This window comes from Actinomadura litoris, assembly GCF_009733595.1.
Taxonomy (GTDB): domain Bacteria; phylum Actinomycetota; class Actinomycetes; order Streptosporangiales; family Streptosporangiaceae; genus Spirillospora; species Spirillospora litoris.
Genome location: NZ_WOFH01000003.1, coordinates 59873 through 75960 on the forward strand (window position 1 = coordinate 59873; position 16088 = coordinate 75960).

The following is a 16088-nucleotide window of genomic DNA, read 5'->3' on the forward strand; positions in this document are numbered from 1 at the left end:
TGTGAGGCGTTAGTCTCCCGGGGTGGACGTCGACGCCTATGTGGCCGCGCACAACGCCGACTGGCTGCGCCTCGAACGGTTGATCAACCGGGGCCGCCGGCTGTCCGGCACGGAGATCGACGAGCTCGTCGAGCTCTACCAGCGCACCGCCACGCACCTGTCGGTGGTGCGCTCCAGCTCCCCCGACCCGCAGCTCGTCGGGCGGCTGTCGTCGCTGGTCGCGCGCGGGCGCGCGGCCGTGGCGGGGGCGCAGGCGCCGCTCTGGCGGGACGTCTCCCGGTTCGCCACGGTCTCGTTCCCGGCGGCGGCCTACCGGATGCGGTGGTGGTGGCTCGGCAACGCCGTCCTCGGCAACCTGCTCGCGCTGGCCCTCGCGATCTGGATCGTGCACAGCCCCGAGGTGCAGTCGAGCATCGCGACGCCCGCCGAGATCCGCGACATCGTCGACCACGACTTCGCGAACTACTACACCGAGCACTCGGCGGCCTCGTTCGCCTTCAAGGTGTGGATCAACAACGCGTGGGTGTCGGCGGTCGCACTGATCTTCGGCATCATGCTGGGCATCCCCACCCTGTTCGTGCTGCTGATGAACCAGGTCAACCTGGGAGTGATGGGCGGGCTGATGTTCGCCTCCGGCAAGGGCTCCATCTTCTTCGGGCTGATCCTGCCGCACGGCCTGCTGGAGCTGACCGCCGTGTACCTCGCCTGCGCGGGCGGCCTGAAGATGGGCTGGACGGTCGTCGACCCCGGCCGCCGCACCCGCGGCCAGGCCCTCGCCGAGGAGGGCCGGGCGGCGGTCAGCGTCGCGATGGGCCTGGTCGTGGTGCTGCTGGTGTCCGGCCTCATCGAGGGGTTCGTGACGGGCTGGGTCCATGTGACGTGGCTCCGCGTCGGCATCGGCGTGGTCGCCGAGGCGGGGTTCCTCGGCTATGTGATCGTCCTGGGCCGCCGCGCGACCCGCCGGGGCGAGACCGGCGACGCCGACCTCACCCCCGACCTCGTCCCCGTCTCGGGCTGACCCCGGGCCTACAGGCGGCCCGCGGCCTTGAGGGCCAGGTAGGCGTCGGCGAGGGCCGGGGCGATCTCGTCGGGCGGGGCGTCCACCACCTCGACGCCGTGGGCGCGCAGCTCGGCGGTGAGGCGGCGGCGGTCGGCGCGGGCGCGCTCGGCGGCGGCCGCGTCGTAGACGGCCGCGAGGTCGCCGCGCCCGGCCGCCATCTCCCCGAGCCGCGGGTCCGCCACGGCGGCGATCATGACCAGGTGCCGGGCGGTGAGCTGCGGCAGCAGCGGCAGCAGCCCCTCCTCGATCGCGGCGGTGTTCAGGTCGGTCAGCAGGACGACCAGGCAGCGCTGCCGGACGCGCGCCATCAGCGTCGACACCATCCCCGCCGCGTCGCATTCGAGCAGCTCGGGCTCCAGCGGCGCCATCGCGTGCACCATCGCGGGCAGCAGGTCGGTGCGGGACGCGCCCTCCACGCGGGTCCGGACGCGCCGGTCGTAGGCGAGCAGGTCGACGCGGTCGCCGGCGCGGGAGGCCAGGGCGCCGAGCAGCAGCGCCGCGTCCATCGAGCAGTCCAGCCGGGGGATGTCGCCGACGCGGCCCGCGGACGTGCGGCCGGTGTCGAGCACCAGGTAGATGCGCCGGTCGCGCTCGGGACGCCACGTCCGCACGACGACGTCGCCGCGCCGCGCGGTGGCCCGCCAGTCGATGGAGCGGACGTCGTCGCCGTCCACGTACTCGCGCAGCGAGTCGAACTCGGTGCCCTGGCCGCGGATCAGCGCCACGTGCGCGCCGGTCAGCTCCCGCAGCCGCGCCAGCTTGGCAGGCAGGTGGCGGCGGGACGGGAACGCCGGGAGCGCCCGCACCGTCCACGGCGCGGGACGCGAGAGCTGCCGCGCGGCGAGCCCGAGCGGGCCCACCGACCGCACCACGACCGTGATCGCGCGCCGGTCGCCGCGCCGCGTCGGGGTCAGCGACATCTCGACGCGGCGGCGCTCCCCGGCGGGCACGTCCACGCGGGCGGTGCGGGGGGTGGCGCCCGCGCTCGGCGGCCACACGTCCCGCAGCCGGGCCTTGAGGCGCCGCCTGCCGAGGTTCTCGACCGTCAGCGTGACCGTCGCGCTCTGGCCGAGCCTGACGCTGGTGTCGCCGGTCCGGTGGAAGCGCAGCGCCCGCACGTTCCCCGCGAGCGCGAGGTCGGCGACGACGCCGAGCAGCAGGACGCCCCACAGCGCGAGCAGCGTCCACCAGCTCGGCACCAGCAGCGGGACGAGCGCGCCGAGCAGCGCCAGCAGCCCCAGGCGTCCGGTCAGCGCCATCAGCGGGGCGCGGGGACGTGGGCGAGGATGCCCTCCAGCACGCCGTCGGCGGTCGCGCCCTCCAGCTCCGCCTCGGGACGCAGCTGCACCCGGTGCCGGAGGGTGGGCCTGGCCAGCGCCTTCACATCGTCCGGCGTCACGTAGTCGCGGCCGGACAGCCAGGCCCACGCGCGCGCGGTCGCCAGCAGCGCCGTCGCGCCGCGCGGGGACACCCCGAGTTGCAGCGACGGGGACTGGCGGGTGGCGCGGCACAGGTCCACGACGTAGGCGGCGACCTTCGGGTCCAGCAGCACGGCGCGGACCGCCGCCCGCCCGGCCGCCAGCTCGGCCGCGCCCGCGACGGGCCGCACCGCCGACAGGTCGCGGGGGTCGAACCCCGAGGCGTGCCGTTGCAGCATGGCGATCTCCTCGTCCCGGGTGGGGACGGGCACGGTCAGCTTCACCAGGAACCGGTCGAGCTGGGCCTCGGGCAGCGGGTAGGTGCCCTCGTACTCGATCGGGTTCTGCGTCGCGCACACCACGAACGGGTCGGGCAGCGGACGCGCCGTCCCCTCGACGGAGATCTGCCGCTCCTCCATCGCCTCCAGCAGCGACGCCTGCGTCTTGGGCGGCGTCCGGTTGATCTCGTCCGCGAGCAGGAGGTTGGTGAAGACGGGCCCCTCGCGGAACTCGAACTCCGCCGTGCGGTTGTCGTACACCAGCGACCCGGTCACGTCGCCGGGCATCAGGTCGGGGGTGAACTGGACGCGCTTGAAGTCCAGGTCGAGGGCGCGCGAGAGCGTCTTGATGAGCAGCGTCTTGGCCGTGCCGGGGACGCCCTCCAGCAGCACGTGGCCGCGGCAGAGCAGCGCGATGACGAGACCGGTCACCACGGAGTCCTGGCCCACGACCGTCTTGGCCACCTCCTTGCGCAGCGCCGTGAGCGCCGCGCGGGCGGTCTCGGACTGCCGCCGCACCTCCTCGGGCAACCGCTCGGCTCCCGGGGGCGTGTCCACGGGTGCGCCGGGGCCCTGGCCGGGTGCGCCGGACTCCGGGCCCGGCCCGTCGCCCTTCCCGAGGTCAAGAGGGTGGTTCACGACTGTCGTACCTGCCTTTCCAGGTCGTCGAGGACGTCGGTGAGAGCGATCAGCCCGGCGTCGTCCGCGGGCTCGGGACCGTACAGCGCCGCACCCACGTAGGCCTCCTCGCGGCCGGTGCGGACCGCGACGGCGGCGACGATCTCGTGCATGGACGCCGGGTCCTGCGCGCTGCCGCGCGGGAGGCCGAGCAGCGGGACGATGCGCTCGCGCGCCCCCGAGCGCAGCGCGTCGGAGGCCCGGTCGCGGGCGCGGGCCGCGCGGTACAGCCGGGCCCGCCCCTCGACCGTCTCGGCGGAGCGGACCGCGACCGGCAGCGCCTCGGCCACGACCGGGCCGAGCCGCCGCGCCCGCCACGCCGCCACCAGCAGCACGGTGACCACCAGTTCGAGGAAGAACAGCCAGACGCCGAACGGCACCATGTCGGTGATCGTCTTGTCCCCGGCGCCGGAGCCGGCGGCGGGCTTGTCCGGGATCAGCCAGATGACGGAGGGCGGCACGCCGATCATTCCCATGGCCAGCGCCGCGTTCCCCTCCTCGTCCAGGTGCTCGTTGGTGAGGAAGCCGGACGAGCCGACCACCGTGACCGACCGGTTTCCCGCGATGAGGCTGACCAGCCGGGGGGAGCCCGCCGCCTTGTAGCAGCCGACGCCCTCGTCCGGGTCGTCATAGGTCTGGGAGTCGCCGAACTTCACCCTTCCGGCGAGCTTCGCGAAGGGCATCTCGCAGCCAGGGTCGCTGGTCTCCTCGAAGCTCGGCCCGGCCGAGGTCACCCCGGGGGCCAGCACCGCCAGGACGTCGCGTCCGGGCGCGAGGAGCAGCAGGTCGCCCGGCGTGGAGCGGAGCCGTTCGATGTCGGCGTCGGTGAGCCGCTCGCTGCGGCTCACCACCAGCATGCTCCGGGGCGTGGACGCCGCGGCCGCCTCGCTCGCGTGCCTGGCCACCGTCACCGGCGTCCCGCGCTGCTTGAGGAGCTCGGCGATCGCCCGGGTGCCGTCCCGCTTGGCCGATGTCGGGTCGAGCTGCTCGTTCGAGCCCGTAGGGCGAAGCGCCGCGAGCACGACCGCGATGACCGCCAGGGCGAACAGCACGCCGACGATCCCGCGCGAGGACCGCCAGCGCCGCCGCGCGACCTGCCCGGCGGACGGCTCGGCGGGCGCCTGGGGCGGGGCCTGGGTCACCATCGCGGGCCCCCCTCTCCCTCCGCCGCGTCCTCGGCGGCTCCGACCGGGACGAGACCATCGGCCTCCAGCGGCTTCGGACGCGCCTCCCGGAGGCGTTCGTCCAGGTCCTTGAGCCGCGCGTACCCCTCGGAGGTGCCGGGGCGGTCGCCGTACCAGACGTCGTCGAAGATCCGCACGCCGCCGCGCAGCTCGTCGGCGAGCTGCGGCACGGCCTCGCCCGCCTCGGCGGCCAGCTCGTCGGCCGTCCGCCCGGGACGCGGCGAGAGCACGGCCCGCTCCTCCAGGTCGCGGGCGATGGCGCGGAGCCGCTCGCGGATGGCCTCGGCCCACCGCCCGGCGGCGGCGTGCGCGTCCGCGGCGTCCCGGTGGTCGAGCGCGGTGGACGGCTCGTCCTCCAGCAGCGCCTCCCCCCGCGAGCGCGGGTTGCGCCGCCCCCACATCAGCCACGCGACCAGCGCGATCGCCGCCGCCAGGATGAGGATGATGACCGCGACCGACAGCCACCCGCTCCCGTTCCCCTGCGCGTTCGGCGCGGCGGCCCGCTGGAACAGGTCGCCCAGCCAGTCGGTGAACCTGTCCCAGGCCCGCTCCAGCCAGGACGGCTTGTCCCGCTGGTAGATCTGCTTGTCGAGCTCGCGCCGCGCCATCTCGCGCGCCTCGTCCCGCCCGACCGGATCGAACCTCACGACCCCACCCCGCCTTCAGACCCGGGCCACCCCTGAGCCCCGGCCGCGAACCCGGCCCCAGGCGCGGAGTCGCCCCCGCCACCGAACGCGGCCCCGGGCCCCGCGCCGGGCGCGGGCGGGTGACCGGCCCCGGGAGCGGGGTTCGTCTCGGGGCCCTGACCTGTCCAGGGGGCGGGAGGTGCGGTGGGCGCCGGGGCGTGGGGAGGTCGTGGGGGAGGTTGTGTTCGCATGGCGGGATCGGTCGGGAACCCCGTGGTTCCCGGGGGCGGGGTGAAGGGCGCCCCGGAGGGTGGCGGCGGCGGGGCGGGGCGCCACAGGTCGATGAAGCCCTCGCCTCCCTCGTCGTCGCCGGCCAGGGCCGCCGCGGAGCGTCCGCGGGTGCGCAGGTCCAGGTCGAGGCCCTCGCGGCGCATGCGCCGGTCGATGTACAGCAAGGCGATCACCCCCGCGTCGAAGGGCAGGACCACGGACCAGCTCACGATCCGCCCGAGCGTGTCGACGGCCAGCGCCGCCACGGCGGCGCCGCCCTCCGGCTTGGTGCCGAAGGCCACCAGTTCCACGATCAGGAACGGGATCCGCAGGGCGAAGAACCCCATGAACACCGTCACCAGCAGTGCGAGCAGGAGCGTCCCGCAGGTGCGCAGCCAGCGGCCCTTGGACAGCGTCCTGGCCCGGCGGAGCGCCCCGCCGACGCCCTGCCGCTCCAGCACCACCGCCGGCACCGCCTGGACGAGCAGGATGTACAGCCACACCATCAGCCCGACCCCGACCGGGACGCCGAGGATCCCGGCCAGCAGCACCAGCGCCGGATGCGCGCCCGCCGCCAGCAGCAGGAGAAACGGCAGCGTGGGCAGCAGCAGCGCGAGCAGCGGCACCACCATCACCACGCCGGCGGTGGCGGCGACCCGGCCCAGCCGCGGGCGGACGTCGCGCCAGGCCCGCCCCTGCTCAACCGGCAGGCCGAGCAGTTCGCGCCCGAGGATGGGCGCCATCATCCCGGCCATCAGCAGGACCCCGTACGCCGACAGCACCAGCCCCGCGAGCCCGAGCGTGACCTGCGCGCCGATCGAGTCCAGCAGCACGTCCGGCGTGACCTCGCCGCGCGCCTCGTCCCCGACGAAGAAGTACGCGGCGACCGACCCCGCCACCTGGACCACCGTACTGATGGCCACCGACATTCCGAGCGTCGTCCGCGGCCGCCGCCGGATTCCGGCGATGGCGCCGTCCAGCATCTCCGAGATGGACATGGGGCGGAACGGGACGGCGCCGTCCACGTCGTCGTCCCAGCCGTCCGGTCCCGGCATCTTGGCTCCCTGCGATCTCTGGCGGGGGTCTCGGCTCGCCCGCGTCCCCGTCCGGGCGGTGGCCCCGCCCGCTCTCGCCGGGGCCGCCGGTCAGGTCATCCTGTCACGGGCGGGCCGCCGTCAACGCCGCTCGACGGCGATCGGCGCCACGACTCGGGGCGAGCCGGACCAATACGGCCCAACCCGTCAACCGGGTGTCCCTCTCGGGAGTCCCCTTTACAATCCGTCCCTCGAATAGGGGACGGATAAGGCGTGGGCGTGCTCGGACACGGTCCGGGAGGAGTCATGTACGACGCAAACGCGGGTAACCTTGCACGCCAAGGCATATCTCTCCCTGGCGAGGTGGGGCCGGAGCGTCTCACCCCACTCCACCGAACCCCGACTTTGTGACGATGAGGGCCATGAGAGGACGTGTACTGGTCGTCGATGACGATCTCGCGCTCGCCGAGATGCTCGGTATCGTGCTGAGAGGCGAGGGTTTCGAGCCCTCGTTCGTCCACGACGGTGACAAGGCGCTGGAGGCGTTCCGGGAGACCCGGCCTGACCTGGTGCTGCTCGACCTGATGCTGCCGGGGGCCGACGGCATCGACGTCTGCCGCCAGATCCGCGCGGAGTCGGGCGTCCCGATCGTGATGCTGACCGCCAAGAGCGACACCGTGGACGTCGTGCTCGGGCTCGAATCCGGGGCCGACGACTACATCGTCAAGCCGTTCAAGCCGAAGGAGCTGGTGGCGCGCGTGCGCGCGCGCCTGCGACGCACCGACGAACCCGCGCCCGAGACCCTCCAGATAGGCGACATCACCATCGACGTCGCCGGGCACTCCGTGAAGCGGGGGGACCGGCACATCCCACTCACGCCCCTGGAGTTCGACCTCCTGGTCGCCCTGGCCCGCAAGCCCCGTCAGGTGTTCACCCGCGAGGTCCTGCTTGAGCAGGTGTGGGGCTACCGCCACGCCGCCGACACGCGCCTGGTCAACGTGCACGTGCAGCGGCTCCGAGCCAAGATCGAGAAGGATCCGGAGCGTCCCGAGATCGTCGTCACCGTCCGCGGCGTCGGCTACAAGGCCGGTCCCGCCTGACCGTCCGGACCCTCCCGTCCCCGGAACGGCACGCCCATGACGACCCGACTCCGCCCCGCGAACATCCCACCCGCAGCCGCCGGTGGGCCGCTGAGCGACGCCGCTCGCGGCTCCGGGCGGCGCGCTGACAGCGTCCGGGGGCGGCCATGAGCGGGCCGGCGGGTGCGAGCGGCGCCGACGGCGCGCAGGGCGAGACCACCGCGCAGGGCGGGGCGAGCAGGCAGGGCCGCGCGAGCGGGACGGGCGGCCTCGGGAGGCGGTTCAAGCGGTTCGTCCGGCGGGGGCTGGGCGCCGCCCGGCGCGTCGTCCGCGGGACGGCCCGGCACGGCTACATGCGGTGGCGCCGCTCCATCCAGGTGCGGATCGTCACGTCCACGCTCTTCATCTCGGCGATCGTCGTGGCGATCCTCGGCGTGTTCCTGATGCAGCAGGTGTCGTCCGCGCTGATGGACGGGAAGGTCAAGGCGGCCCGCCTCCAACTGGACGAGGGCCTGGCCCAGGTACAGCGAGACAGGGCGGGCGCATCCGCCGAGAACGGGAACTGGCTGAGTTCCACGGTCGATCGCCTGAAGGCGCGCAGCGGTCCGTCCGGCCTCTACGAGGTCTACATACGCGACACGACGGAGCAGTACGTCGGCGGATACGCGACCAACGACCTGCGTGAGGAGAGCATCCCCAGGCGGCTGCAAGAGGAACTCCAGCACGCGCCGGCCGGGTCACGCGCCTACACCTACGGCAAGCTCACCTACGTCGACCACCGTCCGTCCGAGCGCGGGCTCATCGTCGGCGGCAGGACGGGCCAGTTCGAGCTTTACTACCTGTTCCCGCTGGAGCAGGAGCAGCACACCCTCACCAACGTGGGGCGCTCCATGGCGGGAGTGGGCATCGTCCTGGTGCTCCTCCTGGCGGCGATCGCCTCGCTGGTCACCCGGCAGGTCGTCATCCCCGTCCGGCTCGCCGCGCAGGGCGCGCAACGCCTCGCGGCCGGTCGCCTCGAAGAGCGGATGAGGGTCCGCGGCGAGGACGACCTGGCGCGCCTCGCCCGCTCCTTCAACGACATGGCCGCCAACCTCCAGGAGAAGATCGGCGAACTGGAGGACCTGTCCCAGGTCCAGCGGCAGTTCGTCTCGGACGTCTCCCACGAGCTCCGCACGCCCCTGACCACCATCAGGATCGCGGCCGACATGCTCTACGAGAACCGCGACACCTTCGACGATCCCGCCGTCGGACGCTCGGCGGAGCTGTTGCAGAGCCAGCTGGAGCGGTTCGAGTCCCTTCTGGCCGACCTCCTGGAGATCAGCCGTCACGACGCGGGCGCCGCGACCCTCGACGCGGAGTCGCTCGACATGCGCGACCTCGTCCTGCGCACCGTGGGCGACATCCAGGGCCTGGCCGAGCGCAAGGGCAGCAAAGTCGTCCTGCAACTTCCCGGCGAGCCTTGCATGGCGGAGGTGGATCGGCGCAGGGTGGAGCGCATCATGCGGAACCTACTCGTCAACGCCGTCGAACACGGCGAGGGCGAGGACATCGTGGTCTCCGTGGGAGCCGACCGCGACGCCGTCGCCGTCGCCGTGCGCGACCACGGGGTCGGCCTCAAACCGGGGGAGGGGCAGATGGTCTTCGACCGCTTCTGGCGCGCCGACCCCGCGCGCGCCCGCACGACCGGCGGGACGGGCCTGGGCCTGTCCATCTCCCGCGAGGACGCCCAACTCCATGGCGGCTGGCTCCAGGCGTGGGGCGAGCCCGGAGCCGGATCCCAGTTCCGCCTGTCGCTGCCCCGCGTCGCCGGTGCGGAACTGCGCGGCTCGCCGCTGCCGCTCGTCCCGCCGGGCGCGGGTGACGCGCGTCCCCTCTTCGCGGAACTGGAGGCGGGCGATTGACCGTGCGTGTGTGCAGGCTGCTGGCCGTCGCAGCCTTCGTTCTGGGGGCCTCCGCATGCGCGAACGTCCCCAGCGGCGGCCAGGTGGTGACGGGCAAGCCCGCCGAGCGCGCGGAACGCGTGGACGACCCGTACGTGCGGCTGATCCCCGTCCGTCCGCGTCCGGAGTGGGGCCCGGAGCAGATCGTCTCCGGCTTCCTCGCCGCGTCCGCCGGGTTCGACGACGACCACCGGGTCGCCAAGGAGTACCTCGGCGGCCAGCTCTCCTGGAAACCGGGCCCGCGCCCCTACGTGACCGTTCTGCAGAGCCGCGTCCCCGACCCGCACGTGGACAAGGCGTCCGGTGGGCAGGCGACCGTCAAGGTGACCGCCGAGCAGCTGGGGACGATCAGCTCCGACGGCCAGTACACCGCCGCCCCCAAGAACCTTGAGGCCACCTTCCAGCTCGCCAAGAACGCGCAGGGGAGATGGCGCATCACCAACCTCCCCGGCGAGGAGAAGTCCGGGCTGCTGCTCACCAAGAACGACGTGGAGCGCACCATGCGCCCCGTCAACCTCTACTTCTTCGCCCCGGACAAGCGCACCCTCGTCCCCAACGGCATCTTCCTCCCGGTCGTGGCCAGGCAGACGCTTCCGGCGCGCCTCGTCCAGGCGCTCCTGACGGGCCCCACGTCCTGGCTCAACGGCGCCGTCGAAAGCGCCTTCCCCACCGGGACGAAGCTGCGCGGCCTCAGCGTCGAGAAGGACGTCGCCACCGTCGACCTCAGCGGCGAGGCCGCCGGAGCCAGCGTCGACCGCATGTCGGCCCAGCTCGCCTGGACGCTGCGGCAGCTCTCGGGCATCCAGCACTTCCGGCTCAGGATCGACGGCGAATCCGTCAGCCCCCAGAACAGCGACGCGACACAGCCCGTGAGCGGCTGGGCGGGCAACTCCCCGGACGGCCCCCACCTGACCGGCCAGACCCACCAGAACGCCTACGTCGCGGGCGCCCCCGGTTTCCTCGGCACCCTGGTCCGCGACCACGCCCAGCCCGTCGTCACCGGCCCCGCCGGGCACCTCTCCCACCCCGCCGTCGCGCCCGACTACCAGGAGCTGGCCGGCCTGAGCACCAGGGGCGACCAGCTCCTCGCCGCCGCCCCCGTCACCGGCTCACCCTCCGCCCGCCTGCTACTGACCGCCCATCGCGGCGCACGCTTCACCGCTCCCTCGTGGAGCAGCGACGGCACCCTCTGGGCGGTGGAGAGCAAGGCGAACCAGTCCTGGCTCTGGGTGCGGGCGCGCGGGGAACGTCCCGTCCTCGCCGCCCACTGGGGTCTCGGAGGCCGCGAGGTCCTCGCGTTCCGCGTCGCCCGCGACGGCGTCCGCGCGGCCGTCATCGTCCGCATCGACGGCCGCCCGCAGGTCCAGATCGGCCGCATCGCCCACGCCCCGGGCGGATCCCTGGACGTCGGCTCGTTCCTGCCCGTCAGCTCCGAACTCCAGGACGCGATCGACCTGGCCTGGCGCGACTACGGCAACCTGGCCGTCCTCGGACGCGCCAAGCGCGACAACCTCTCGCTGCCCTACATCATGCCGGTCAGCGGCAGCGCCATCACGCCCCTGGGCGTGGGCGCCCTGGGCGAACCGCGCACGATCGCCGCCGCGCCGGGCGAACCCGTCCTGATCGGCACCCGCTCGAACGGCAAGGACCAGGTCTGCCGCCAACGCTCGGCGGACAAGTCGTTCCGCGAGTGGATCTGCCCGACCGCCGCCCGGGACCCGAACTACCCCAATTAGCCCGTCCCCCCACGTCACAGCCCCGCTATCGCCGGTTATCCACAATCACGCGAGGGGGTTACGGCCAGGGCCTCCAAGCGGCCATCGTCGTGGGCATGAACTTCTTCCGCGACCTGATCGACCTGCTTCTCCCCGACCTCTGCGCGGGCTGCGGCAAGGCCCCGGCCCTCCTGTGCGACGCCTGCGCCGCACCCCTCTCCGGCGCTCCTCGCCCGGTCCGCGCCCCGGCGGGCGTCCCGTCCACGTGGACGGTGGCGCACTACGAGGGCTCCGTCCAGATGGTTCTGGCCAACTACAAGGAACGAGGCCGTACCCCGCTGGCCGATCCCTTAGGCCGGGCACTGGCACACGCGATCCAGGCCGCCGCCCCGACCGGCGTGCCGCTGATCGTGGTCCCGGTGCCCTCAAGCCGCCGCGCCAACCGCAGACGCGGCCACGACCCCCTGGGCGGAGTGGTGGACGCGGCGCTCCAACACCTCCGCGCAAACGGCCTGAACGCAACGAAGGCATCGGCGCTCCGTCAGCGCCGCCGTACCAACGACCAGGCGGGTCTCAGCGCCGCCGAGCGCGCGGCGAACCTGTCCGGAGCCCTGGAGGTGACCCCGAAGACCGACATGGCCGGATGCCGCGTCCTGCTGGCCGACGACGTGATCACCACCGGCGCCTCCCTGGCCGAGTCCGCAAGAGCCCTGCGGGCGGCCGGGGCCGAGGTGACCGCCGCAGCCACGCTGGCGGCGACCCCACGCCGAAGCCCAAGGTGGTAGGGCCCCCTCGCAACGCGTAGCGGGCGGGCGCACGGGGACGCGAAAGAAGAGACGACGAAGGGACTCCCGCGGCAGAGCCGGCGGCCGGCGCGAGCACACCCGGCCTACAAGCCCGCCCGGCGCTGCCACGCAACATCGGGACCACCTGTAAGAGAGGAGCACCCTCGTGCACGAGCCACCGGGTGTCGCGGGAGTAGTCGGATCGGGACCGTATGTAAGAGGAGGGCACCCCCCTTTCGCGAAGGTGGTCGAGGGCCCCTGGGGTGAGGTTGCTGTTCGCTGACGCCTCGCCCCCGCCCACCGCGACCGATTCCAGTCCAGAGCGACCGTCGCGCTGGCCCTGCGGGCCCCGGAACGACAAGCCGACCGCAACCGTCAATCACTGTTCGTAGTCGTCTCATGCCCCGCTGCCAACGCCTGAGCTGCAACTTGAGGTAACAGACGTCACAATGCGGCCACAAAAGGAGGGGAGATCTCCGAACCCGCTGGATCGCCACTTCGGACTGACCTGCGGACGGGGCGGGGCGCGCAGCCCCGACGCACGGGGGGTTCCGGGCGTCCCAGAGGTGCCGTGCGGACCCGCCGGGACCGCGCTGCGACGGCCACCGATGACGGTCAGTGAGTATTTCCTCGGCTCACCCCCCTGACATTCGTGGCGGAAGGGGTTAGCGTTCCTGACATGGCACCCGCCCGGGTCCGTGGTTGCGCTGGATCGCAGTGCTCATCAGGAGCACGGCAGACGATCCGGCTAGCCGATGCCAGGCGCAGGCGAAACGGCCCACGTAAGGCGACTTCTCGTCGACCGATCACGGTGCGCCTTAGAGGTAAGTCCTGCCCCGTCGAGGGATCCGACATCCTTCGAACCGGGAGAAGGGCAGTAGTGGCGAGAGCGCCGCGAGCCCCTCAGCAGGCGGATGTGGGGACGAAGACCAGGTCGGCCGGGCGGGTGCGACCCATCGTCCTGTGGAGCCCGACCGGAGCCTGCATGGCTCCGGCTCGGGTGGGCAACGCAATCGGGAGAAGGGGGGTCCCGCGTGGACATCATCGTCAGGGGCCGGCACACCGACATCAACGACAGGTTCCGCCGGCACGTCGACACCAAACTGGCCAAGATCGAGCGGTTGAACCAGAAGGTCATCCGCGTGGACGTGGAGGTGTCCGAGGAACGTAACCCACGACTGGCCGACCAGCGCGAACGGGTGGAGCTGACCATCCGCTCCCGAGGCCCGGTGATCCGCGCCGAGGCCGCCGCCGACGACCGCTACGGCGCCCTCGACCTGGCGCTCGACAAGCTCGAATCGCGGCTGCGCCGCGACGGCGAGCGGCGCAAGGCCCACGGCGGCAAGGCCCGCGCCAAGCTCACCCCGGCGGAACCGCTTCCCGAGCCCCCGCTCGAAAAGGCACCCGTGGCACCGGCCAAGGAGCCCGCCGCCCAGAAGCCTTCGGAAGACGACCACATCGTCCCGATCCCCATGGAGGGCGACGGCCCCATCGTCGTCCGCGAGAAGTTCCACGAGGCCGAGCCGATGGGCATCGAGCAGGCCCTCTTCGAGATGGAACTCGTCGGCCACGACTTCTACCTGTACCGCGACAAGGCCACGGGCCACCCCTCGGTCGTCTACCGCAGACGCGGCTGGGACTACGGGGTCATCAGGCTCGTCGAGGAGTAACACCCCGCCGCGCAACGATCCCGAAGAACCGATCCCCACCCCATCGATCAACGCTGGCGCGGGCCGCGTGGTACGGATCCTCAACCCCGCCACCGACCCGCGCCGGCAACACCCCAGCGCCTCGCCCGAGCCGAGGACCAGGCCCGCCGCGGGGAACCTCAACAAACGCCGAGCCACGGCGCCCCGGTAGTGGGTTGAGGGCGAGCCCGTGCCCTCGGGGGCGGCCCAGCGGCGGCCGTCGCAGCGCGGTCCCGGCGGGTCCGCACGGCACCTCTGGGACGCCTGGAACCCCCCCCGTGCGTCGGGGCTGTGCGCCCCGCCCCGTCCGCAGGTCAGTCCGAAGTGGCGATCTAGCGGGTTCGGAGATCTCCCCTCCTTTTGTGGCCGCACGTCAAGAACTATGGATCAGGCCAGCCGGGTGGCCGGTCTCGCCGACGTAGCCGGCGGTGGGCGGTAGCGCGGGCGCGTCGTGTTCGTCCTGTGCCGGTGAGCAGGGCGAGGACGGCGGGTGCGGTCATTGTCTCGACGGCATTGCGCCGGCGGTGGGCGGTAGCGCGGGCGCGTCGTGTTCGTCCTGTGCCGGTGAGCAGGGCGAGGACGGCGGGTGCGGTCACTGTCTCGACGGCATTGCGCTGGAACCAGTCGGATGCGGTGGTGACTTCTTCTGCGGCCCAGCGTCCGCCCATGGTGATCGATCTCAGCAGGGTCCACTCGTGCAGGCGGCGTGTGAGGAAGTCCAGTTCGCTGATCTGACCGGCCATGGTGTGCGCACAGTCCTCGAACCGCTCGTCGGGGAGCGGAAGCAGGCTTGCCGCCCGGTGGTCCAAGTGGCGGACCACCGCGGATTGCGCCATCGCCTGGTCCGGGTCGCGTAGGACGCCGGCTACCAGGTCGGCTTCTTCCGCCGCGCGGAGGATAGCCAGGTCCCGCAGGTACTGAGCGAATCGCTGATGCTCGTCGGGGGCAGGTCGTTCGTGTGCGTTGCGGCCGGCCACGCGGCGGCTCCCTTCGGCCGCTCAACCGAGTGGCCTTGTTCGAGGCAGGCGCCGACCCGCGCCAATGCGGCGAGCCAGGAGGCGTCGACCTCCGCCTCCAACGCGGCAACGGGCATCCGCCGGGCCGCGTCGAGTTCGCCCGCGAGGGCGAGCGCCGCGGCGCCGGAGCCCTGGTCCCTCCTCGGACGATCTCACCGATCAAAGGACCGTCTCGCTGTTTTGATGGGTCTTGCGGGTCAGGCTTGGCGGCCTAGGGGCTTGCGGTGGGGGTGGATCTTTCGGTGGCCGATCCGCCAGCCTTGGGGTGTGCGCAGGACGGTGTCCTCGTAGGTCACGCTCCCGGCGGTGCCGTCGGCGTTGACGCCGATCCCCTTGGACCGCGCCTGTACCCGGTCGTCGGCGATCTCGCTGAGGACGATGTTGGTGACGTGGTGGCCGACCGGGTTGAGCTCGCCCAGCGCGCGTCCGGCGGCGGCGCAGGCCGCGACGCCCAGCAAGGGCTCCTGACCGAACTCCGAGACGTCGTAGACGACGTCGGGAGTGAACACCTCGTCGAGTCGGTCCAGTTCGCCGCTGTCGCATAGGTGGCCGTGCATGGAGATCAGCTCGGTGATCGCGGTGCGGTCGTCGGCGGTGAACGTCATCGCTCCTCCAGACCGGGGCGGCCGTCCCTCGACCTCGTTGGGAACGAAGTGGGGAGCTCCCCGCTTAGTGTCACGAGTAAGGTAAGCGGGGAAGTCCCCGTTTAGCAACCAAGGGAGGCAGGGGTGGTGCCGTCCTCCGGGCGGGCACGCCGCGCGGACGCCGAGCGGAACGCCCGGCTGCTGGTGGCGGCGGCCAGGGAGCTCTTCGACGAGCGCGGACCGGACGTCGCCCTGGACGAGGTGGCCCGGCGCGCCGGGGTCGGCAACGCGACCCTCTACCGGCACTACCCGACGCGCGGTGACCTGCTCACGGCGGTCTACGCCGACGAGATCGCCGCGCTTTGCGACCGAGGCGCCGCTCTCCTACGCGAACCGGATCCCGGTGAGGCCCTCTTCACCTGGTTGGAAGACTTCGTCGTCCACGTGGCCACCAGGCGGACGCCGGCCTTCGCCGGTGTCGACGGCGAGCGGCGCACCGCGCTGTTCGAGCGCTGGCACGCCTCGCTGACCTCGACCGCGGAGAGGTTGCTCTCCCGCGCCCAGGAGGCGGGCGCCGTTCGCGGGGACCTCGCCGTGGCCGAGGTGCTGGCGCTCGCCAACGCGGTCGCTGTTTCGGAGACCGATGTCGGCCGGGCGCGCCGCCTCCTCGACATCCTTCGCCACGGCTTCAGCGGGCCCGGCTGAACCATTGGACGGTGATCGGGGGACGGGC

The 16088-nt window shown here is 72.8% G+C and carries 14 protein-coding genes; 7 read left to right on the plus strand and 7 right to left on the minus strand.

Translation table 11 applies throughout. The annotated features are described in order from the left end of the window. The first annotated feature begins 22 nt into the window (after positions 1–22). Positions 23–1018, plus strand: coding sequence for a stage II sporulation protein M (locus GNZ18_RS08370; protein WP_214618406.1), 996 nt, complete (start codon positions 23–25; stop codon positions 1016–1018). An 8-nt stretch (positions 1019–1026) separates the two neighbouring features. Here the strand turns inward: GNZ18_RS08370 and GNZ18_RS08375 are convergent, their stop codons facing one another. The 5 genes from GNZ18_RS08375 to GNZ18_RS08395 form a co-directional block, all read right to left on the minus strand. Continuing rightward, positions 1027–2319, minus strand: coding sequence for a DUF58 domain-containing protein (locus GNZ18_RS08375; protein ID WP_156215716.1), 1293 nt, complete (start codon positions 2317–2319; stop codon positions 1027–1029). After that, complete coding sequence (locus GNZ18_RS08380) at positions 2319–3287, minus strand: AAA family ATPase (protein ID WP_156216184.1); 969 nt, start codon at positions 3285–3287, stop codon at positions 2319–2321. The genes GNZ18_RS08375 and GNZ18_RS08380 overlap by 1 nt, the downstream gene beginning before the upstream one ends. 104 nt (positions 3288–3391) lie before the next feature. Next, positions 3392–4579, minus strand: coding sequence for a DUF4350 domain-containing protein (locus GNZ18_RS08385; RefSeq protein ID WP_156215717.1), 1188 nt, complete (start codon positions 4577–4579; stop codon positions 3392–3394). Then, complete coding sequence (locus tag GNZ18_RS08390) at positions 4573–5265, minus strand: DUF4129 domain-containing protein (RefSeq protein ID WP_214618408.1); 693 nt, start codon at positions 5263–5265, stop codon at positions 4573–4575. The genes GNZ18_RS08385 and GNZ18_RS08390 overlap by 7 nt, the downstream gene beginning before the upstream one ends. After that, complete coding sequence (locus tag GNZ18_RS08395; protein ID WP_216651205.1) at positions 5262–6569, minus strand: hypothetical protein; 1308 nt, start codon at positions 6567–6569, stop codon at positions 5262–5264. Before GNZ18_RS08395 ends, GNZ18_RS08390 begins: the two co-directional genes overlap by 4 nt. 401 nt (positions 6570–6970) lie before the next feature. Between GNZ18_RS08395 and mtrA the strand changes: the two genes are divergently transcribed. From mtrA to hpf, 5 genes are all read left to right on the plus strand, one after another. Then, the gene (gene mtrA, locus GNZ18_RS08400) at positions 6971–7648 is read left to right on the plus strand and encodes an MtrAB system response regulator MtrA (protein WP_021598338.1); all 678 of its coding nucleotides are present in this window, start codon (positions 6971–6973) and stop codon (positions 7646–7648) included. A gap of 146 nt (positions 7649–7794) precedes the next feature. Beyond that, positions 7795–9528 carry an MtrAB system histidine kinase MtrB gene (gene mtrB, locus GNZ18_RS08405; protein ID WP_312874380.1) on the plus strand — a complete coding sequence of 578 codons (1734 nt, stop codon included), beginning with the start codon at positions 7795–7797 and terminating at the stop codon, positions 9526–9528. A gap of 2 nt (positions 9529–9530) precedes the next feature. After that, positions 9531–11303 carry an LpqB family beta-propeller domain-containing protein gene (locus tag GNZ18_RS08410; RefSeq protein WP_308166128.1) on the plus strand — a complete coding sequence of 591 codons (1773 nt, stop codon included), beginning with the start codon at positions 9531–9533 and terminating at the stop codon, positions 11301–11303. Positions 11304–11398: 95 nt separating this feature from the next. Then, a complete protein-coding gene (locus GNZ18_RS08415) occupies positions 11399–12067 on the plus strand; it encodes a ComF family protein (RefSeq protein WP_156215718.1) in 669 nt (222 codons plus the stop codon). A gap of 1034 nt (positions 12068–13101) precedes the next feature. Continuing rightward, positions 13102–13737 carry a ribosome hibernation-promoting factor, HPF/YfiA family gene (gene hpf, locus GNZ18_RS08420; RefSeq protein ID WP_312874381.1) on the plus strand — a complete coding sequence of 212 codons (636 nt, stop codon included), beginning with the start codon at positions 13102–13104 and terminating at the stop codon, positions 13735–13737. A 398-nt stretch (positions 13738–14135) separates the two neighbouring features. On the opposite strand, the gene GNZ18_RS08425 is transcribed toward hpf, so the two are convergent. Beyond that, complete coding sequence (locus GNZ18_RS08425) at positions 14136–14732, minus strand: hypothetical protein (RefSeq protein WP_216651206.1); 597 nt, start codon at positions 14730–14732, stop codon at positions 14136–14138. A gap of 236 nt (positions 14733–14968) precedes the next feature. Beyond that, the gene (locus GNZ18_RS08430) at positions 14969–15376 is read right to left on the minus strand and encodes a nuclear transport factor 2 family protein (RefSeq protein WP_156215720.1); all 408 of its coding nucleotides are present in this window, start codon (positions 15374–15376) and stop codon (positions 14969–14971) included. A gap of 123 nt (positions 15377–15499) precedes the next feature. Here GNZ18_RS08430 and GNZ18_RS08435 point away from each other — a divergent pair, with 123 nt between their 5' ends. Beyond that, positions 15500–16060 (plus strand): TetR/AcrR family transcriptional regulator, encoded by a 561-nt coding sequence (locus GNZ18_RS08435; RefSeq protein WP_216651207.1) that lies wholly within the window; start codon positions 15500–15502, stop codon positions 16058–16060. The last annotated feature ends 28 nt before the right edge of the window (positions 16061–16088 follow it).

What these genes read in the sequence shown, in the direction of transcription:
- GNZ18_RS08375 (WP_156215716.1), bottom strand. Translation starts at nt 2,319, where the DNA reads ATGGCGCTGACCGGACGCCTGGGGCTGCTGGCGCTGCTCGGCGCGCTC.
- GNZ18_RS08430 (WP_156215720.1), bottom strand. Translation starts at nt 15,376, where the DNA reads ATGACGTTCACCGCCGACGACCGCACCGCGATCACCGAGCTGATCTCC.
- GNZ18_RS08385 (WP_156215717.1), bottom strand. Translation starts at nt 4,579, where the DNA reads ATGGTGACCCAGGCCCCGCCCCAGGCGCCCGCCGAGCCGTCCGCCGGG.
- mtrA (WP_021598338.1), top strand. Translation starts at nt 6,971, where the DNA reads ATGAGAGGACGTGTACTGGTCGTCGATGACGATCTCGCGCTCGCCGAG.
- GNZ18_RS08415 (WP_156215718.1), top strand. Translation starts at nt 11,399, where the DNA reads ATGAACTTCTTCCGCGACCTGATCGACCTGCTTCTCCCCGACCTCTGC.
- GNZ18_RS08395 (WP_216651205.1), bottom strand. Translation starts at nt 6,569, where the DNA reads ATGCCGGGACCGGACGGCTGGGACGACGACGTGGACGGCGCCGTCCCG.
- mtrB (WP_312874380.1), top strand. Translation starts at nt 7,795, where the DNA reads ATGAGCGGGCCGGCGGGTGCGAGCGGCGCCGACGGCGCGCAGGGCGAG.